We start from the raw sequence: 20,048 nt of genomic DNA on the forward strand, positions 1-20,048 counted from the left end.
CAAGACCAAGGAGTCCACCATGAAAACCAATCCCTTGCGCAACCTGATAGCTATCGGCCTACTAAGCAGCGGCGCCCTGATCAGTACCCAGGTATTGGCCAGCGACCGTATCAGTTACAACTATGTGGGTTTGCAGTTCCTGAATCAGGACCTCGATGACAGCAACTGCGACCAGGACGGCCTCAATGCCTATGGCAGCATGGCACTCAACAGCGACTTCTTTGTCCAGGGCTCACTCGCAGACCTGAGTGGCAGCGGTTGCGGTTCTACCAACCTGAGCGTTGGCCTGGGTTACCGCACCCTGTTTGGCGCTGACTCCAGCCTCTACGGCTCACTGAGTTTCGAACGTATTGATCCGGATCATTTTGATGACGATACCGGTATGGTATTGGCTGTCGGTATTCGCGGTTTTATTACCCCGGAAGTTGAAGGTCGTATCGAGCTGGCCCACCATACTGTCTACGACGGCGATACCCAACTGAATGCCGGTGCGGCCTATTGGTTCAACGCCCAGTTTGCAGCCACGGGGGACGTTACCCTGGGCTCGGAAACCACAGGTATCGGTATCGGCCTGCGCATGAATTTCTAATGCATTGAGACCCGCAAGGATGCGGAAACCACTCCTCCCCGCTTGTGTTTCCCCGCTTCGCCAGCAACACTGCACACCAACCCAGATCAACCGAGGGACTGATGTTGAATTCACCATCTCATCAAACACAAGACCACGGCAGTAAAAGCCAAGCCCAGGCGCGCGCCGACCAGATACGGGCATTTCGCGCCGAGAGCGATTTGCTGGCCCAGGCCGGGCTCCTGTCCCTGACAGAGGAAAACCGCCAACACATCAATACTTACCATCAACAGGTACTCGACGATTTGCGCCGACACCAGGACGTGGACCTGTCCGAAGGCGCGAGGCACCTTTCACTTGGGATGCAAATCGTCTCCTTCCTGGGCGCCAGCGCACTGGCGACCAGCTTGTTTTTTCTTTTCTATCAATACTGGGGCTATTTTTCGACCACACAGCAGGTCGTCCTGCTGACACTCGCACCCCTGCTCAGTTTTGGCTTGGCCCTGGCGACTCGGCGTTTCGACACCAGCGGTTACTACGCAAAACTCATTGGCCTGATTTCCTTTGCCGCGCTGGTACTGCAAATCAATATGCTGGGCAGTATTTTTAACATGGCCCCCAGCCCCAATGCCTTTGCGCTGTTTGCAATATATGGTTTTCTGCTGGCGTATCTACTACAGGTACGCTTGTTACTCGCGGCCGCTATGGCGAGTACCTTTGCGTTTATTGGCGCCCACCTGGGCACCTGGATGGGCGGCTACTGGATTTATTTCGGTGAAAAACCAGAGCACTTTTTCCTGCCTGCGCTCTTGTTGTTTGCAGTGCCCCTGGTATTTACACAACATCGCTACCACGGCTTTGCCAGCATTTACCAGATACTCTCCAGCATCGCTTTTTTTATTGCCGTTTTAATTCTCGCCAACTGGGGAGGTGCCAGCTATTTGCCGTGGGAGCGCAAGCCAATTGAAGGCTTTTACCAGGTTATCGGCTTCGGGTTTGCAGCACTGCTAATCCTCTACGGGTTACGTGCGGGGCGACCTTACTTGATGCTCACCGGCAATGTATTTTTCGCGCTGTTCCTCTTCACCAAATTTTTCGATTGGTGGTGGGACTGGCTCCCCAAATATCTCTTCTTTCTGCTGATTGGACTGACCGCCATCCTGGCGATGATGGTGTTTAACCGGTTGCGCAAGTTACAACAGGGAGGTCATCTATCATGAAGAAACTGACCATCATCAGCATTGGATTTTTATTAACGACCAACATCCTGCTGCTGGGTAAAGTCTGGTACAACCGCTGGGAGCCTCATTACGGAGCACTCACCCTGAGCGAAAGGGAACTGCGGCTACCCAGCGGGTACCGCTTCAACAAGGAGAATAGTGGTATCAGCCTGGATCTCACCTGGAACACCAAAGACGATGACACGCCCAACAGGCTATGGGGATACAATCGGGAGTTAACCTTATCGGACGAACACTTTTCCAGTTTTGGCTTTGCCGCTTGCAACAATCAATACAGGGAAAGGGCACAACCGGGCTGGATCCTCGTAGAGTTCAATGGCCCTGCATACCGCAACTACCTGGCCTCGATGACTGCCAGACGCGACCAGCATATTGCCGCTGAACCTACCGATGAAACACTACAAAAAACCTGGCAACAGGAAAAAGATACCCTGGACAAGCGCGTCAGGCAGGTAGCGCAGGAGGAATCGCGTCTTTTTGTGATTGATGCCGCCGCAAATTCCGCTGTATTGATAAAAAACCAGGTCAGTTTGCAGGCGAAAAATACGCAGACCCAATACCTTACCCTGCCCGCAAAAATCAGAAGCAGTTACCGCCGTTGCCTGGACAACAACGCCAAGCCGACCAGCATACAAATCGATAGCCTGTTGATCGCCCGGATCCATGTTCCCAATCGCCTTGCCAGGCAACTACCCAACACCAGCAACAATAATTCAGTTCGCTATCAAGCGACCTTGCGCTATGGCCGCCTGCTTGAACCCTGGGTTCGGGAGTTGCAAATACTACCCCCGTAGTTGCCGGGATAGCTAAAAAACTATTGCGGGATGGGCTGGTGATCACGCGACAAATAGGCACCGCCAGTGTTGAGTTTGACTTGTCGCCAAATGGGAAGGTCTTCTGAGGCCCAGTAATGGGTAACCAGCGTGCGTCGGGTTCTGTTGTGATCTGCTATCGCCGAGCCGCCGTGATATAGCTGTCCGTGCCATATAAACACATCCCCAATATCACCGACAAAAATGTCCGGCGTTAATCCTCTCTCCGCCAATTGCGCCTGAATGTAACGACGGGCATCGGGCAGTTCATCATTAACTGCCGCCAGTCCTCCATGGGAAAAACGGTAAGGGGGAATGAGGTGGCTTCCGGGGTAGTAGCTCAAGGGGCCGGCTTCCAGCGTTTGTTTCTCCAAACAGATACTGCTGACAACCATCCGCCCCTCAACCGGGGGAGGCATGTAATAGGTATCAAAGTGATGTGGTTGCTGGCTGCCCTTGGTAAAGGATAAGGAGTTTACGACCACCGGCACTGCGCCCAACACATCGTTCAGCACTGCCACCAGGCGATGGTGCAAATTCAAGGATCGACAGTTGTCAGACACGAGGTACAGATCGTTAATCTTATGGGTGTGATCAATAGCTTCCTGGGGCGCATCGCGCAATTTGATTCGCTTACCGGTCAATGGGCCATCCAGGACATCAATCACAACTTCACCGGCGGCCTGGGCGCGCTCCTGTATCAGTTGCGCCACCTCATCTTCAAAGACATTAATATCCTGTGGTGTAAAAAAACCTTTGAGCACTAAAAAACCATTGCGCGACCAACTGTCCATTTGCTCATCACTGAGTAACTGCCTAGCACTGGAGCCAGCCTTAAACCAACGTTGTAATTTATTCCACATAATTAATCCATTCAGCCATTGGCCGCTTCTAATTCTTCACTGATTAATAACCAATTTTCTTCGGTTTCTTGCAGCTGTGCAGTGAGCTGTGATTGCTCAGCCAGCAACTCCTGCAGCGTTGCCTTGTTTTTATCATCATAGATCGAGGTATCCCCCAACAGGGACTCTATATCACCCAGTCGTTTTTGTAATTTCTCTAATTGAGCTTCGAGATTTTTCAATTTATTGGCCAGGGGTTTTAATTGTGCCCGCTGGGCGGCCGATTGCTGGCGTTGGGCTTTTTTATCCAGCCTGGGCTCAGTAGTCGGTTTTTCGGCTTCAGGCACATTGGCCCGCTGTTGGCCCAACCAGCGATAATAGTCTTCAAGGTCGCCATCAAATTCTTCAACCCTGCCATCGGCTACCAGCCAGAACTCATCGACTGTATTGCGCAGCAAATGGCGGTCGTGCGATACCACAATCACCGCGCCTTCAAAATCCTGCAACGCCATGGTTAATGCCTGGCGCATTTCCAGGTCCAGGTGGTTGGTAGGCTCGTCAAGCAAGAGCACATTGGGTTTTTCCCAGGCGATCAATGCCAGTGCCAGGCGCGCTTTTTCGCCGCCGGAAAAATGGGTAATCGGCTCAAAGGCGCGCTCACCATGAAAATCAAAGCTGCCGAGGAAATCGCGAATCTCCTGCTCACGCGCTTTGGGTGCAATGCGCTGGAGATGGAGTGCTGGCGATGCATTGAGATCCAGCGCTTCGAGTTGATGCTGGGCAAAATAACCGAGCTTAAAATGCTCGCCATTGGTGCGGTCACCGGCGAGCAGCGGCAGGGAACCTGCCAGGGTTTTAATCAGGCTGGACTTACCCGCGCCATTGGGGCCGAGTAAGCCAATACGGGTTTCAGGGATAATACTCAGCTCTACCCTGTGCAGGACAGTTGTATCGCCATAACCGATTTCACCGCGTGCTATGTGCACCAGCGGTATCGACATTTTATCCGCACAATCAAAGGTGAAACTAAAGGGAGAATCCACGTGGGCCGGAGCGATTTTTTCCATGCGCTCCAGTTCCTTGATTCGGCTTTGCGCCTGGCGCGCCTTACTCGCCTTGGCGCGGAAGCGGCGGATAAAATCTTCGATATGCGCAATGCGCTCCTGCTGCTTCTCGAAATTCACCTGCTGCTGGGCCAGCTTTTCAGCGCGCTGGCGCTCGAAGGCAGAGTAGTTACCGGCATAGGCATCGAGTTTTTGCCTTTCGATGCAGACAATCCGGTCAACAATATTGTCGAGAAAATCGCGGTCGTGCGAAATGATGACCAGGGTGCCCGGATAGCGCTTGAGCCAATCTTCCAGCCAGAGTGTGGCATCCAGGTCCAGGTGGTTGGTGGGCTCGTCGAGCAGCAGCAAATCCGATGGACACATCAGTGCCTGCGCCAAATTCAGGCGAATGCGCCAACCGCCGGAGAAATCGCTCACCGGACGCTGGTCGTCGCCCGGGGCAAAGCCCAAACCATTAAGCAGCTGCTGCGCACGGGCCGGCGCTGTATAGGCATGGATATTTTCCATCTCGCTGTAGAGATGGGCCAGTTGCTCACCGGGATCAGGCAGTGCACCGAGTCGGGCAATTTCCGCTTCCAGGCGACGCAATTCGCTGTCACCATCAAGCACGTAATCCAGCGCCGAGCGACTGGTGTGGCCGACTTCCTGCGCCATGTGCGCACGGCGCCAGTTGCGCGGGATATCGACGCTGCCGCTATCGCTCTGCAGCTCGCCCAGCAATAACTGGAACAGGGTGGATTTGCCACTGCCATTAGCGCCGATCAAACCGACTTTCTGGCCCGGATAAATAGTGAGGTCAGCATTTTCCAACAGGAATTTGCTGCCGCGCTGAATAGAGATAGTTTGCAATTGAATCATGGGGGCGCATTCTAGCAGTTTGTACGCCCTCTACGACGAGGAGATTCTTGTGTTTGATACCGGTTCACTGTGGGACTTTTCCCTTATCCAGTACGCCAAACCCGGTGTGGCAGACGCCTGCCTGACGTTGCAGGACAAGTATGGGGCCGACGTCAACCTGCTGCTGTGGTCCTTGTGGATGGCACAGCGGGGTATCCTTCTGGATCAAGCCCGATTGGACCTGGCCCGAAAGCACATCCAACCGTGGCATGCGCAGACAGTCTTGCCGTTGCGCCAACTGCGGCGTGCGCTGAAAGCCCAATATGGCACTGCGGATAAACGCATTGAAGCCGTGCGCGCGAAGATTAAAGCGGCTGAACTGGCCGCCGAACAGCAAGTGCAGTATTCACTCGAACAACTGTGCAACACCTGGCCACCGGCCAATGGAACGACCCCGGCCACTAACCTGGCAATTTACTTTGAGGATGTGGGAATCGCAGAAAAGGACTGGCCAGAATGGTATCGACAACTCGCCCTTCAGGATGAGTAGCCTGGAAAAAACAAAACCCCGCTCAGCGGGGTTGGCAAGGGGTAGCTGTTACGACATGGCTGTGGTCACTGCACCCGATGTCGACCTGAGACACTGCCTCAGGCCGCACGATACTGTTTAAGCACATCCGATACTTTGGGTTCAGAGGCGTGAATGAACTCGATAAATTCGCCCACCCCCACTTCGGCGTCCTCGCGACTGTCAAAGGGCCCGATATCCACCCCCTCTCGGGTGGTGTAATACCAGTAACCGCCTTTCTGCAGATAGCGCACCCTGCGTGGTGGCGCCTCACCCTTCTCACCGCTTCTGTTAGTGGTATCACTCTTGTTCAGACTTGTCATCATGTACTCCTCGATACTGGCGTGACAAAGGTTCCTTTTGCAAATGGCGATCAGAAATCGCTCGCCTGATTATAAACACCCGCAAGCATCCATCACTAGATTTAGTTTGTCTCTAAATATGTATTTTTTATAACCGGCGCTGTGACATTTTCCCGTTTTAGCCCAAAGGGGCAAACCTGGCCGTTATTCCAGCCATTTAAGGGCAGGTGGCAGGGAAAAAGGATCATGCAACGGCGGCGTTTCTGCCCAGAGGGATAGGGGCGGAGCGAGGCATTGGCCCGCGTTGACCGATGGGCGGGATGAAGGCATTAACAGCGATGCTTTTACCAGGGTTATGGCGTATTTCTCTAACAGCGGAGCAATCTTTTCCAATGCGGCGAGCGTCGACGGATAGGGGTGACCTATGGCCACCGCACTGCCTTGCCGGCGGGCAGTTGCCATCGCCAATTCCAACTGGCTGGCGACATGGGCAGGTTCGGGGCGGTCATCCAGGAAGACATCGCGTTTGCGATTAGGGAGTCCGGCAGCCTCTGCCATGGCCTGGGCACGGGTTTTTGCCGTTGTACGGCTGTCGACAAAATAAAGCCCGCGCTGCTTCAGCTCCGCCATCAACCAGCGCATAGGTTCCTCTTCCTGGGTCAGCTGGCTGCCGGTGTGGTTATTCACCCCGCGCACATGGGGAATATCCGCCAGGTTCCGCTCAAGTACCTGCAAAAAGGTTTCCCGGGACATACCACTCTCCAGGCCACCCTTACCCAAAGGCAGGTGCTGTTCGTTACTCATGGGGGCGTGAAGCATGATTTCCTTGCCCCTGCGATAGGCGCGCTCGGCCAATTCGCGACCATGGGGTGTAAACGGAAGTACCGCAAGGGTGTAGTCCCCAGACAAGTCCGCTGCCCGACGGCCTGCGTCGAGGTTGTAACCAATATCATCAATAATGATGGCCAATTGCCCTGCCTGGAGTTCCAGGCTAGACACGGCAAGCACCAGCATCGACAGCCAGCGCATTAACCTGTGGGCAAGGCTAGGGACGGGGAGTGGATTGCTCACTGCCAAGGTCGGGCGTAATGCTGATATCCGGTGCTATGGCAGGCGCAGGCTGGGCCGGTGCCGGCTCGGGTTGTTTGACCGGGGAGGACTGGATAAAGATGTGCAAGCCCTTGAGCAGGTTGAGCGCCTCGTGCAACTGGTTGTCTTCCTTTAACAGTTGCGCGCTGGTGATGCGTTTTTCCTGGCGCGACTTGCTATTGCTCTCCCGCCCATCCTTGCGATTCAGGTGGCCGGCGAGGTCTGCCTCGGTCGTGCCCTGTACTGTGCTTATCTCAGCGATCTTAACCCGCTCCACTTCGACATCCGGCTCTATCCCCTGGGCCTGGATACTGCGCCCCAGGGGTGTGTAGTAAAGGGCGGTGGTCAGTTTGACGGCGCGATCCTGGCTGATAGGGATGACTGTCTGTACCGAACCCTTGCCAAAGCTGCGCGTTCCCATAATGACCGCGCGCTTGTGGTCTTGCAAGGCGCCGGCCACGATTTCCGAGGCTGAAGCCGAGCCATCGTTGATCAATACCACCAGCGGCAAACCATTGGCCAGGTCACCGGCTTCAGCATTGTAGTGAATATTGCTGTTTTCCAAGCGCCCCTGGGTATATACCACCATGCCGCCATCCAGGAAGGCATCGGCGACCTCCACAGAGGATTGCAACACCCCGCCGGGGTTATTGCGCAAGTCCAGCACTATGCCTTTGGTTTTCGGATTTTTTTCCAGGTGAATGCGCAGTTTTTGCAGCATTTCAGTGCCGGTATTGAGCTGGAATTGGGAAATGCGAATGTAGAAATAATCGTCTTCCAACACCCGGGTGCGGATACTTTGTACTTTGATGATGTCGCGCACCAACTCAAAATCGATAGGTTGATCCACTCCCTGGCGCATCACACCCAGCTTGATCTTGCTGCCTTTGGGGCCGCGCATCATGTTAACGGCCTTATTGAGATCCATGCCTTTAACCGGCTGATCGTCGAGGCGAATAATCACATCGCCGCTGAGAATACCGGCGCGCGCTGATGGACTGTCATCAATGGGGGTCACGACTTTGACAAAACCATCCTCCAGGCTGACTTCCAGGCCTACCCCGCCGAACTCACCGGACGTATTGGCCTGCAAATCGGCGAAGGCATCTTTGCCCAGGTAGGCGGAGTGGGGGTCGAGCTCGGCAATCATGCCGCGAATAGCGTATTCCAGCAGTTGGGAATCGCTGATCTCCTCAACATAGCCATTGCGGATCTGGTCATAGACACGCGTGAAGGTACGCAGGTCTTCCAGCGGTAACAGGGCAGGTGGAGACTGCTCGGCAGATTGCGATCCGGTGTCCTGGGCGGACAGAGGACTAACCCATAGTGGCGCAGCCATACAGGCCAACACCATCAGCAGGCGGGCTGGTTTACAGGCAGGTGTCAGTAACGCGCACAACATGAAAACTCCGCAGGCTCCTCGCCAGATTCGCACAACAGGACATCCCGTTGCCGACAATAAAAGACTACACAGCATCGCAGGGAATAAGGCATCACCCTCGCGCTAACCAGGCGCCCGGATCTATGGGTTTACCCTGGTAACGTATTTCAAAATAAAGCCCATTGCTGGACTGGCCACCACTGTTGCCAACTCGCGCGATGGTATCACCTGCGCTGACCAATTCACCGGCTTTTTTCAGCAATTCCTGGTTATGGGCATAGAGGCTCATATAGCCCTCGCCATGGTCGACAATAATCAGCAGCCCATGCCCGCCAAAATAATCGGCAAAAACCACCCGGCCATGATGTACCGCAACCACTGAATTACCGGCAGGCGCACTGATATAGGCGCCGCTCCAGTTGATCTGTCCGGCAATACGCGCACTGCCGAAACGATGGATCATACTGCCTTGTGTCGGCCAGGGCATACGTCCCTTGCGCTTGCTGAAGCGCTCGCCACCCGGCGGCAGGGGCACATAGGCGGGCGACTGGGCCGCGCCTGCCACACGCTTGGCGACCTGGTTCATCAAGGCCTGCAGGCGATTGCGATCCTGCACTGCCTGGCGCAGGGCTTCCTGTTTATCCTTGAGGCTGTGGTTAACTTTGGCCAGCGCTGACTGGCGCTGGCCATGCAGCTTTTTTAGCTGGTTACGCTGCCTATCCAGTTGCTCCTGTAATCCGCGCAACTCGTCTGTGCGCTGGACAATAGCCGGGGTCAGGTTATCGATCTGTGCAATGGTTTCCCGGTAGCCGGCCAATTTCTGGTTATGTGCTGCCATGAAATAACTGTGGTATTTCATGATGCGCGCAAAATCACCGGGCGACTCCTGGTTGAACAACACCTTGAGTTCACTTTGTTGGCCCAGGCGGTGGCTGGCGCGCACCTGCTCGGTCAGTTGCGCCAGCTGCGCTTGCTGCTGGCGCTCCAGTGCAGCGCGCTCATGTTCCAGTTTGTTGAGTTCCTGTTGCTGCTGCTTCAATTCCTGATTGATCTTATCCGCCTTTTTTTGCAGCTCGTTAATGTCCTTTTCGGACTTCTCGACTTCTTTCTGCAATTCAGTGCGGGTTCCCTGGACCGATTTCAACTCTTTCTGCAACGCCTCTATATCGCGCTGCAATTTGGCCATTTCCTCCTGATTGGCAAATACCGGCACGGTCGCCAGCAACAGGGCAAAGGCAACCAGGGCTGTAGCACAGGGTGAAAGAAATCGGCGGGAAAGGCTGCTGGTCATGAGCAATTCAAATCCGTGGCTTGTCTTGCGGCTGATCGATGATAACGCCTGGTGGAAAAACAAAACCCGGATTGCGCGGCAATCCGGGTTGGTTCAGTAGGCTTTAACCTTCGAGGGTGATGAGGTTGCGGCCAGTCATCTCTTTCGGTTGTGGCAAGTCCATCAAGGCCAGTATGGTCGGCGCCACATCCGCCAGCGAACCGCCGGAAGCCAGTTTTCCCTTGCGGCTGCTAACAAAAATAAACGGAACCGGCAGGGTCGAGTGCTGGGTGTGGGGCTGGCCGGTTTCCTCGTCAAACATTTCCTCCACGTTGCCGTGGTCAGCGGTAATCAGGGCTTCGCCGTCCACTTTTTTCACTGCAGCCAATACCCGGCCCAAGGCAACGTCTACCGCTTCCACCGCTTTAACCGCGGCATCAAACAGACCGGAATGGCCCACCATATCGCAGTTGGCATAGTTACAGATAATGGCGTCGTACTTGCCCGACTCTATGGCCTCAACCAGTTTATCGGTCACTTCCGGCGCACTCATTTCCGGTTGCAGATCATAGGTGGCAACCTTGGGTGAAGGCACCAGGATGCGGTCTTCACCGGGGTATACCACTTCATTACCGCCGTTGAAGAAAAAGGTCACGTGGGCGTATTTTTCCGTTTCGGCAATACGCAGCTGGGTTTTTCCCAGGCCGGCAATATATTCGCCAAAGGAATTGCTCAGATCCTCGGGAGGGAAGGCGATAGGGGCTTTAATGTCCGATGCATATTCGGTGGTCTGTACGAAATGGGCGATGGCCGGATGCGTCTCACCGCGATCAAAACCGGTAAAGTTTTCGTCGATCAGCGCGCGGGTAATTTCACGGGCGCGGTCGGGGCGGAAGTTCATGAAAATTACTGAGTCGCCATCATTAATGGTGGCCACTTCTTCATCTTCACCACAGATAACCGTGGCTTTTACAAATTCGTCGTTCTCACCGCGCTCGTAAGCGGCTTTCAGGCCGTCCACGGCGGTAAGCGCATCAAACTCGGCCTCACCGGTGACCATAACATCGTAGGCAGTTTTCACGCGATCCCAACGGTTGTCGCGGTCGAGTGCGAAATAGCGGCCCACGATAGAGGCGACGCGACCGGTACCGAGCTTGGCAAACACATCCTGGGCTTTTTGCAGCGAGGCTTCTGCGCTGCGTGGCGGGGTATCACGGCCGTCGAGGAACGCATGTAAGTAGACTTGTTTGGCACCACGCTCCACCGCCATATTGATCATGGCGTAGAGGTGATCCTGGTGGCTGTGTACACCACCTTCGGACAGGAGGCCGAGGATATGCACCGCCCTGTCGTTGGCGATAGCACTGTCGATTGCCTTCACATATTCGGGGTTGGTAAAGAAATCGCCATCGCTGATCGATTTATTGATACGGGTAAAACTCTGGTAAACCACACGGCCGGCACCGATGGTGGTGTGCCCCACTTCGGAGTTACCCATCTGGCCCGCAGGCAGGCCAACGGCCATGCCGGAGGTATCGATCAGGGTATTGGGGCAGGTTTTCCAGAGGTTGTCATATACCGGAGTCTGCGCCGCGTAAACGGCGTTGTATTTGGTTCGTTCCGAATAGCCATAGCCGTCGAGGATCAGCAGAACTACAGGTTTCTTGGCGCTCATAGGGTCTCGTTTCCGGGGTCGTTGACTGCCTGCATTTACACACAGGCAAAAGGCGGGTTACTCATGCCCCGCATTCTAACGGGTTGAGCGACGTAACTCTATGCAAAATATGCCTATCAGATACCGTAAAGGCCGGCTATAACCCGCGCAACCTGCGGTAAGCCGGAAGCGATGGTGTATACTGCCGCCGCCCCAGACCGGGCCCGGGTCGCGGGTGAGTTGTTGCAGGTCTATTCCGGCAGTTGAAATCCCTGGCACTCGCCCCCACTCTTCACAACCATTGGCTCCTGGTGAGCAACTGACAAGAAGGCAATTTCTGTGGATTTTCTGGTTTTTATTACCCAAGAGTGGCTGTTAGTCACCACCCTGATTGTGCTGGTTTACCTCTATGTCTGGCGCGAGCGCATTAAAAGCGGCCGCCCCATCACGCCCCATGAAGTCACCAAGCTGGTCAACGAGGGTAATGCGGTATTGGTCGATGTACGCGAAAGTACCGAATACAAGGCCGGCCACATCGTTGGCTCGCTCAACATTCCCTACGCCAAGCTCAGCAAGGAATCGACCGAGCTGGCGGATTACAAGGGCAAGGTCATCATCCTGATCGACAAGCTCGGCCAACACGCCGGTGCTGTAGGCCGCTTCCTTGGCCGCGAAGGATTTGATGTGCGCCGCCTGGGTGGCGGTATCGCCGAGTGGCAAGCGCAGAGTTTGCCGCTGGTAAAAGGTAAAAACTGATCCTGAGCGCGACGAGGTTTAAATCATGGCCCGTGTGTTGATGTACACCACCGCTGTTTGCCCCTACTGCAATAACGCCAAGAAGTTGCTGGCGGAGAAAGGCGTGGTGCCCGAGGAAATCCGTATAGACACGCAACCGCAGCTGCGCCAGGAAATGATGGCCAAAAGCGGCCAGCGCACGGTGCCGCAGATCTGGATCAACGATTTCCATGTAGGCGGTTTTACCGACCTCTGGGCGCTGGATAAAGCCGGCAAACTGGATGCGCTTCTGGCTCAACACTGAGCCCTGCATATTCCTCCTGTAGTTTTTAATCACCTGAAAAAACGAGTTCACTATGTCTGACGAAAATAACCAACAAGACGCCCAGCAGGCCGCTGGCGGTCCACAATTTGCCATTCAGCGCATTTACCTGAAGGATTTGTCTTTCGAGACCCCCATGGGAGTCGAAGCCTTTACCAAGGCCTTCAAGCCTAATATCCAGCAAGATTTGAATATCCAGGCCAACCAGGTTGAAGAAGGCCTGTTTGAAGTGGTCCTGTTGCTCACAGTGACTGCCCGCACTGATAATCGCGCTGTGTTCCTGGTGGAAATCAAGCAGGCAGGCCTGTTTGCGATTGGCGGCCTTGAAGGCGGCGCCGTGACCCAGTTGATTAACACAGCCTGCCCGCAGATCCTCTTCCCCTATGCGCGCGAAGCGATCGATAGCATCCTCAACCGCGGCAGCTTCCCTCCGCTGATGCTGCCCCCCATTAACTTCGACGCCGTGTTTGTACAGGCAATCAGCCAAGCGCAACAGCAAGCTGAAACCGAAAAAGCCCAGGGCGAAACCATTAACTAAATCCGGTTTATGCCCCTGTAAGGCAGCCCTGGTGGCTGCCTTTTTTATTTTCCACGGCCAATAGCGGCACGAACATACACAGGCAATCGCGATGGGGTAGAATCGGGCCAGCTGTGAACGATCAGGACGCCCCATCCATGTTTAACCTCTCCCCCGGCAAAGACAGCCAGGCCAGCCATATCGCGGCAATCGACCTGGGTTCCAACAGTTTTCACATGATTGTGGCGCGCTGGGACAATGACCAATTGGTGCTGCTCGACCGCTTGCGCGAGCCGGTGCGCCTGGGCTTTGGCCTGCAGGAAGACGGCAGCCTGAGCGACGATGCGCGCGAGCGGGCCATGGCCTGCCTGGAGCGCTTTGGCGAATGCCTGCGCGCCTATCCCTCGCGCAGCGTGCGTATTGTGGGCACCAAAACCCTGCGCAGTATCAGCGATTCGCGCCAATTCCTCGCCGATGCCGAGAAACGCCTGGGTCACCCGGTGGAAATTATTTCCGGCGATGAAGAAGCGCGCCTGATTTACCTGGGTGTGGCCCATTGCATTGCGCCGGACAAGGGCAAGCGAATCCTAATGGATATCGGTGGCGCCAGCACCGAGGTTATCCTCGGCGAAGGTATGAAACCGCTATTGAAAGAAAGCCTGAATATGGGCTGTGTTGCCATCACCAAAAAATTCTTTATGGATGGCAAGGTCACTGAAAAACTGGTCACCAAGGCACTGATTGCCTGCCTGCAAGAGCTGGAGCCGGTCAACGAAGGCTTCCTGGCCCTGGGCTGGAATGAAGTGCTGGGGGCATCCGGTAGCATCAAGGCGGTGGCGAAAGTTTGCGCGGCACAGGGTTGGAGCGATGGCACCATTAGCCTCGACTCACTCGAAAAAATCCTCCACGCCTATCTCAAGCACGGCTCACTCGATTTGACTATGGATGGGCTCTCCAGCGATCGCCAGCCGGTGTTTCTCGGTGGGGTTATTGTGTTGACTGCGCTGTTTGAAGCCTTGGAATTCGACCGCATGACTGCCGCGGATTGGGCCCTGCGTGAGGGTCTGCTGTTCGATGTCAAAGGCCGCCTGGAAAACCGCGACATCCGCCAGGCGAGTGTCGATGCCCTGGCACAGCGTTTCCACGTGAATATGGATAAAGCCAGGGCTGTGGAAAAAACCGCGCTCAATTTGTTAACACAGGTTTCCGGCAGTTGGTCACTCACAGCCGACGATGCCAGCAAGTTACTGGGCTGGGCCGCGCGTTTGTATCAAGTCGGCCTGGATATTGCGCACAGCGATTACCACAAACACAGCGCCTATGTGGTACAGCATGTGGATCTGGCCGGTTTTTCGCGCGTCGAACAAACCCAACTCTCCGCCCTGGTACTGGCCCATCGCCGCCGTTTTCCCACCAGGCAATTTCCGCTCGATAATACTGACCTGTTGAGATTAGCCATCTTGCTGCGCCTGGCGGCAATTTTTCACCGCGGCGGCGCAAGGGAAAATTTACCAACCCTAAAATTGGCTGCCACCGCAAAACAATTGCAACTCAAACTACCTGGCAAATGGATGGATAAACATCCGCTGACTATCGCCGACCTGGAAACCGAGCAGCGCTACCTGGGTGATATCGGCTACGCGTTGCAGGTGGGTGAACACTAAACCATTGCCGGAAATATTTAGCGCAAGAAGCAAGAAAAAGGGGCATGACTGCCCCTTTTTCTTTTGGTCACTCAGTTACACACAGACCCACTGATCACCGGCGTTTCCGTGCTGCCGGAGTAAGTCCCCTGGAAACCGAATTCCACGGTTTGCCCCGGCTGGATGGTTGCATTCCAGCCCAGGTTGGCAGCGCTGTAGGGATTGCTGCCGCTGACAGTGGCATTCCAGCTATTGCTAATGCGGGTATTACCGCTGTAGGTCCAGCTGACATTCCAACCGTTAATCGCGCTGCTGCCGCGATTGGTGATGCGAATCGCACCGGTAAAACCGGAGCCCCAGTTATTGGTGATCACATAGCTGCAGCTACCGCTGCCGCCACTGGCCGCCGAGGAACTGGATACAGCACTGCTGGCCACGGAGCTGGAAGAGGATGACGAACTTGAAGACGCCACTGAGGAGCTGGAACTGGTGGCAGCCCCAACCGGGGTTGCGTTGAAGGCATTGGAATTGTAGGCCGTGCCATCTGCCCCGGTGTATTTCACCCAGAACCAATAGGGCTGGCCATTGGTTAACCCGGTAGCCGTATAGCTGCGCGTGCTGGCACTCAGGGATGCGATGCGCGTGCGGCCCGCAGGATCGGCATCGGTATCGCGATAGATTTCGATACCGTTAATGCTGCCATTCACGGTCCAACTCAAACTGACCTGGCCATTACCGGCCACACCGCTCAGGTTGACCTGGGGTGCTGCCACCGATGAGCTGGAACTGCTCGATGAGCTGCCGGTTGAACCGCCATTGGGGTTGGTGCCTACAAAGTAAATATCCGGTGCCGCCGGTGTCGCCATACCATCGCCCAGGAAGAAGCTGGGGTGGGGTGGCTGGTTGTAAGCCACGTTTTGCCAGGCAATTGCCGTGCGGTATTGGGTATCGTGCATCAGCGTGCGCAGCTTGTGGGTGGTGACAGCAGTGGTGCTAAAGATCAGCAACTGGCTGTTGTTGTCGTGGCGCCAGATCACTTCTTCGCGCCAGTCGCCAAACAGGTCAGCCGATAGCCCCGGTGTTGCCTTGGTACCGTTATTGGACGCCGCACCGTAGTTATAGGCTGTGAGCAGGCGCGAACTGGTGTTATTGCTGTAGTTCCACTTGTCGATCATGGTGTTGTTCAACTGCTCGCGCAGCAGGTCAGCATCCCACCACACCCCAAAGTTAATGCTGGCCGGTTTGCTGGTGGTGATCTGCTGCCCGGTGGCGGAGTAGAGTCCGCCGGTGGATGCCCAGCTTTCGTTACCGGGATAGCGCGGATCGACATCCATGGTTACCCCGCGACCTATATCGCCACCGCCCTGTACACTCCAGACGATAGCGCCGGTGCGCGCATCGTGCATTTCAATACCGTGCTGGCCATAGCTGGAGGGGGATTCGTGCACCATAAACACTTCCAGCCCCGGCCGGTTGGGGTTGAAATCGCCCAGGTGCAAGGCATCGCCATGCCCCAGGCCGGTGGAATAGAGCAGGGTACCGTTATCGTTGATGGTGGCGGCGCCATAGACAATTTCATCGCGGCCGTCCTGGTCCACATCGCCAATGGTCAGCGAGTGGGCGCCCTGGCCGGCTGCCGCGCTGTTGCCGCCGCTGTTGCTGTCGAACGTCCAGCGCCGGCTGAGGCTGCCATTGCGCCAATCCCAGGCAACCACCACTGCACGGGTGTAATAACCGCGCGCCATGACCAGGCTCGGGCGCTGGCCATCCAGGTAGGCGACCCCGGCGAGGAAGCGATCTACACGGTTGCCATAGTTATCGCCCCAACTGCTGACCGTGCCGCGCGCCGGTACATAGTCGGTGGTTGCCATGGCAACCCCGGTCTGGCCATTGAAGATAGTCAGGTATTCCGCCCCCGAGAGGACATAGCCGCTGGCATTGCGGTAGTCGGTATTGGCATTACTGCCACCGAGTACATTACCCGCTGCATCGCGCGTACCGGGGGCTGTTTTCATGGCGACCTCGGCCTTGCCGTCACCGTCCAGGTCGTAGACGATAAATTGCGTGTAGTGGGCACCGGCGCGGATATTACGGCCGAGGTCAATGCGCCACAGCTGGCTGCCATTAAGGCGATAGGCATCTACATACACATTACCGGTATAACCACTCTGGGAGTTGTCCTTGGCATTGGACGGCTCCCACTTCACGATAATGTCATATTGGCCGTCGCCATCGAGGTCGCCCACGCTCAGGTCGTTGGGTGAGTAGCTATAGGCTTCGCCACTGGGTGTGGTACCGCCGGCCGGGCGGTTGAGGTTAACCAGCCAATAGGGGTTGCTCCAGGTCGCTTTTGCCGGGTTGGCCGCCTGCTCTACCCCATTCACAACCGGGCGCACGGTATAGGCTGCACTGGAGCTGCCACTGGCATCGAAGTAGTTGGTGGAATTGGTGATCGGACTTGACGTAATACGGGTGCCATTGCGATACACGTGGAAGCCGATATTGGCCGGATCATCGCCCAGCATACGCCAGCCGATATAAATCCCCGACCCCGATGGCAGGGCTACCACCCCGCGATCCAGATACTCCGCCTGGCGCGCGGCGAAGGCAGGGGCCGCCAGCAGAACGCTACACCCCAGCGCCAGGACCTGCTTGCATAGCCTATGAAATAGTGATCGGTTTTGGGGGCGCCAGAGTGGCGACCGCGATGGTTCTTTTCCTTGCATGGTTATCTTCATGGCAGTTATCTCGTTATTGGGTTTATTCGCGGATACTCGCTTTACTGCACAAAAAAAGCGCAACACAGGGTATATAAGTCAGATTTATCTGCAAGTATGAAAGTCGCGTTCTGTGGGAGACTGCGCAGGAGAAATGATGGGGTTTTCGCTATTCGGATAAATGCTTATCCAGCCCGTCGCCTCAAGCGACGGACTGCCTTGCCAACGCCGGATCAGGTCGCGGGTGGTTGTTGAACGGGCATTGGATCAGTTATGCGCCGCCCAGCGTTCCAGCAGGGTAGCTTGCGCATCGACCGGCTCTTCATCTGTGCCGGGCCGGGCCAATACGTAGGCGCCATCGGGCTGTAACAACCAGGCGTGGGTGTTATCGCGCAGATAGAGCTCCAGATCCTCCATAATCCGCTCGCGGATTTTTTTATGGCGAATCGGGAAACAGGTTTCCACCCGGTGGAACATGTTGCGCAGCATCCAGTCGGCGCTGGAGCAAAACAATTCCGGATTGCCGCCGTTTTCAAAATAAAACACGCGATGGTGTTCGAGGAAGCGACCGATAATTGAGCGCACGCGGATATTCTCTGACAGGCCTGCCATCCCCGGCAGCAACTGGCACACGCCGCGCACGATCAGGTCTATTTGCACCCCGGCCTGGGAGGCCGCATAGAGTTCATTCACCAATTCCAGGTCGTAGAGCGCATTCATCTTGGCAATAATGCGCGCCGGCTTGCCCTGCTCGGCATTTTCACGCTCGGTGCGAATGCGTTTGACCATGCCCTTGTGCAGGGTAAACGGTGCATAGAGCAGCGCATCCATTTTGGAAGCTTTGCCCATACTGGAGAGCTGCAAAAAGATGCGGTAGACGTCCTCACCGATTTCCTTATCGCAGGTCAGCAAACCATAGTCGGTATAAATTTTACTGGTGCGCGGGTGATAGTTACCGGTGCCCAGGTGCACGTAGTAGCGCAATTTTTCCGCTTCGCGGCGCGCCACCAGGATCATCTTGGCGTGGGTTTTAAAACCCACCACCCCGTAAATTACATGGATACCATAGCGCTGCAGGCGCTCGGCCAGGGCGACGTTTTGCTCTTCATCAAAACGCGCACGCAGCTCAACAATTGCTGTCACTTCCTTGCCCGCTTTGGCCGCTGCAACCAGCGCATCCACAATGGGCGAGTTGGAGCCGGTGCGATAGAGGGTTTGCTTGATCGCCAGTACCTGGGGGTCTGCGGCAGCCTCGCGCAAAAAATCCACCACACACTGGAATGAATCAAACGGGTGGTGCAACAGGATGTCCTGCCGCTGGATTGCATCAAAATAAGAGCTGCTGCGCTTGGGCAATTTGGGCATGGACTGCACAAACGGCTTGAAATAAAAGCGCGCGTCCTTGATCAACTCAAATAAATCGCTGTAGCGGTTGAGGTTGACCGGGCCATTGATGCGATACAAATCGCGCGGTTTGATTTCGCAGCGCTCCAGCAGGAATTGCTCCAGTTCCGCCGGGCAGGTGTCGGTCAGTTCCAGGCGCACCTCGTCGCCATATTGGCGGTACACCAGCTCACCCTGGACGGCGCGCAGCAGGTCTTCGGTTTCCTCTTCGTCGAGGAAAATATCCGAGTTGCGCGTCAGGCGGAACTGGTAGCACTCCATCACCGTCATGCCGACAAAAATCTCGGCCATAAAGTAATGGATGATGGAGGAGATAAACACAAAGGCGCGCCCGCCCTCTACCAATGCCGACGGTAATTCAACCAAATGGGTCAGCGAGCGCGGCACCTGGACGATAGCGCGCCCGGAGTTGCGCCCAAAGGCATCTTTGCCATCCAGGCGCACAATAAAATTCAAGCTCTTGTTGAGGATGCGCGGAAAGGGGTGCGCCGGGTCCAGGCCGATGGGGCTCAGCACGGGTAGCACATCGCTATGGAAATAGTGCTGCAGGTAGGCCACCTGCGCCTCGCTCCACTCCTCGCGCCGCAGCACACGGATACCCTCTGTGGCGAGCAGCGGGATCAGTTCGCGGTTGAGTATCTGGTATTGCTCATGCACCAGCTGATGGGCGCGAATGGAAATTTCATCCAGGGTTTCCTTGAGCGCCAGGCCATCGGGGCCGGTTGTCGGCGGGGCATTGCGCTCAAGCACCTCCAGCAAACCACCCACGCGCACTTCGAAAAACTCGTCGAGGTTGGTGGAAAAAATACACAAAAAACGCAGCCGTTCCAGCAGGGGCAAGTTTTGGTTATAGGCTTGATGCAACACCCGCTTGTTGAATTCCAGCAGGCTGAGTTCGCGATTGAAATAGGCGTCCGACACCTTATACCTCGGGGAGCAAGCAATGAAACGATTCTGAAACAAAGGATGCCCGCTAAATTATGGCAATTATGTGACAGAAATAAGACAGCGCTGAATTAACCCTAGCAAAGAATTGGATTTCGGGAATCAGGGTCAGGAATAAAAACCAAACAGGCGGG

17 protein-coding genes are annotated in these 20,048 nt (G+C 55.5%); 8 read left to right on the top strand and 9 right to left on the bottom strand.

What is annotated here, in order from left to right:
* Positions 1-19: 19 nt before the first annotated feature.
* The 3 genes from CJA_RS17075 to CJA_RS17085 all read left to right on the top strand — a co-directional run bounded on the left by CJA_RS17075 (position 20) and on the right by CJA_RS17085 (position 2,603).
* Positions 20-589: an outer membrane beta-barrel protein gene (locus CJA_RS17075; protein ID WP_012489118.1), complete on the top strand. Its 570-nt coding sequence runs from the start codon at positions 20-22 to the stop codon at positions 587-589.
* A 101-nt stretch (positions 590-690) separates the two neighbouring features.
* Positions 691-1,788: a DUF2157 domain-containing protein gene (locus CJA_RS17080; RefSeq protein ID WP_041552646.1), complete on the top strand. Its 1,098-nt coding sequence runs from the start codon at positions 691-693 to the stop codon at positions 1,786-1,788.
* On the top strand, positions 1,785-2,603 hold the full coding sequence (locus CJA_RS17085; RefSeq protein ID WP_012489120.1) for a DUF4824 family protein: 819 nt from the start codon (positions 1,785-1,787) through the stop codon (positions 2,601-2,603). The genes CJA_RS17080 and CJA_RS17085 overlap by 4 nt, the downstream gene beginning before the upstream one ends.
* A 20-nt stretch (positions 2,604-2,623) precedes the next feature.
* On the opposite strand, the gene CJA_RS17090 is transcribed toward CJA_RS17085, so the two are convergent.
* Together CJA_RS17090 and CJA_RS17095 are read right to left on the bottom strand one after the other, a co-directional pair.
* The gene (locus tag CJA_RS17090; protein WP_012489121.1) at positions 2,624-3,484 is read right to left on the bottom strand and encodes a phytanoyl-CoA dioxygenase family protein; all 861 of its coding nucleotides are present in this window, start codon (positions 3,482-3,484) and stop codon (positions 2,624-2,626) included.
* 11 nt (positions 3,485-3,495) lie between these two features.
* On the bottom strand, positions 3,496-5,388 hold the full coding sequence (locus CJA_RS17095) for an ATP-binding cassette domain-containing protein (RefSeq protein WP_012489122.1): 1,893 nt from the start codon (positions 5,386-5,388) through the stop codon (positions 3,496-3,498).
* Here CJA_RS17095 and CJA_RS17100 point away from each other — a divergent pair.
* On the top strand, positions 5,387-5,917 hold the full coding sequence (locus tag CJA_RS17100) for a TIGR02444 family protein (protein WP_012489123.1): 531 nt from the start codon (positions 5,387-5,389) through the stop codon (positions 5,915-5,917). The two genes, CJA_RS17095 and CJA_RS17100, sit on opposite strands and share 2 nt — an antisense overlap.
* Before the next feature lie 98 nt (positions 5,918-6,015).
* Here the strand turns inward: CJA_RS17100 and CJA_RS17105 are convergent, their stop codons facing one another.
* The 5 genes from CJA_RS17105 to gpmI all read right to left on the bottom strand — a co-directional run bounded on the left by CJA_RS17105 (position 6,016) and on the right by gpmI (position 11,652).
* Positions 6,016-6,261, bottom strand: a complete 246-nt coding sequence (locus CJA_RS17105; RefSeq protein WP_238526788.1) for a DUF6316 family protein — start codon at positions 6,259-6,261, stop codon at positions 6,016-6,018.
* A gap of 180 nt (positions 6,262-6,441) precedes the next feature.
* Entirely contained in the window at positions 6,442-7,236 is a 795-nt protein-coding gene (locus tag CJA_RS17110; RefSeq protein ID WP_238526789.1) for a divergent polysaccharide deacetylase family protein, read from the bottom strand.
* Between the two features lie 46 nt (positions 7,237-7,282).
* Positions 7,283-8,728 (bottom strand): S41 family peptidase, encoded by a 1,446-nt coding sequence (locus CJA_RS17115; protein WP_012489126.1) that lies wholly within the window; start codon positions 8,726-8,728, stop codon positions 7,283-7,285.
* Between the two features lie 91 nt (positions 8,729-8,819).
* Positions 8,820-9,998 (bottom strand): murein hydrolase activator EnvC family protein, encoded by a 1,179-nt coding sequence (locus tag CJA_RS17120; RefSeq protein WP_148208921.1) that lies wholly within the window; start codon positions 9,996-9,998, stop codon positions 8,820-8,822.
* Between the two features lie 103 nt (positions 9,999-10,101).
* Positions 10,102-11,652, bottom strand: a complete 1,551-nt coding sequence (gene gpmI, locus CJA_RS17125) for a 2,3-bisphosphoglycerate-independent phosphoglycerate mutase (RefSeq protein WP_012489128.1) — start codon at positions 11,650-11,652, stop codon at positions 10,102-10,104.
* Between the two features lie 318 nt (positions 11,653-11,970).
* Here gpmI and CJA_RS17130 point away from each other — a divergent pair, with 318 nt between their 5' ends.
* The 4 genes from CJA_RS17130 to CJA_RS17145 all read left to right on the top strand — a co-directional run bounded on the left by CJA_RS17130 (position 11,971) and on the right by CJA_RS17145 (position 14,869).
* The gene (locus CJA_RS17130; RefSeq protein WP_012489130.1) at positions 11,971-12,387 is read left to right on the top strand and encodes a rhodanese-like domain-containing protein; all 417 of its coding nucleotides are present in this window, start codon (positions 11,971-11,973) and stop codon (positions 12,385-12,387) included.
* A 25-nt stretch (positions 12,388-12,412) separates the two neighbouring features.
* Positions 12,413-12,670 (top strand): glutaredoxin 3, encoded by a 258-nt coding sequence (gene grxC / locus CJA_RS17135; protein WP_012489131.1) that lies wholly within the window; start codon positions 12,413-12,415, stop codon positions 12,668-12,670.
* A 52-nt stretch (positions 12,671-12,722) separates the two neighbouring features.
* Positions 12,723-13,226 (top strand): protein-export chaperone SecB, encoded by a 504-nt coding sequence (secB, locus tag CJA_RS17140; RefSeq protein ID WP_012489132.1) that lies wholly within the window; start codon positions 12,723-12,725, stop codon positions 13,224-13,226.
* Between the two features lie 137 nt (positions 13,227-13,363).
* Positions 13,364-14,869, top strand: coding sequence for a Ppx/GppA phosphatase family protein (locus CJA_RS17145; RefSeq protein ID WP_012489133.1), 1,506 nt, complete (start codon positions 13,364-13,366; stop codon positions 14,867-14,869).
* A 71-nt stretch (positions 14,870-14,940) separates the two neighbouring features.
* On the opposite strand, the gene CJA_RS17150 is transcribed toward CJA_RS17145, so the two are convergent.
* A complete protein-coding gene (locus CJA_RS17150) occupies positions 14,941-17,586 on the bottom strand; it encodes a rhamnogalacturonan lyase family protein (RefSeq protein WP_012489134.1) in 2,646 nt (881 codons plus the stop codon).
* 246 nt (positions 17,587-17,832) lie between these two features.
* The gene (gene ppk1 / locus CJA_RS17155) at positions 17,833-19,890 is read right to left on the bottom strand and encodes a polyphosphate kinase 1 (protein WP_041551734.1); all 2,058 of its coding nucleotides are present in this window, start codon (positions 19,888-19,890) and stop codon (positions 17,833-17,835) included.
* Between the last annotated feature and the right edge of the window lie 158 nt (positions 19,891-20,048).

Source organism: Cellvibrio japonicus Ueda107 (assembly GCF_000019225.1).
Taxonomy (GTDB): domain Bacteria; phylum Pseudomonadota; class Gammaproteobacteria; order Pseudomonadales; family Cellvibrionaceae; genus Cellvibrio; species Cellvibrio japonicus.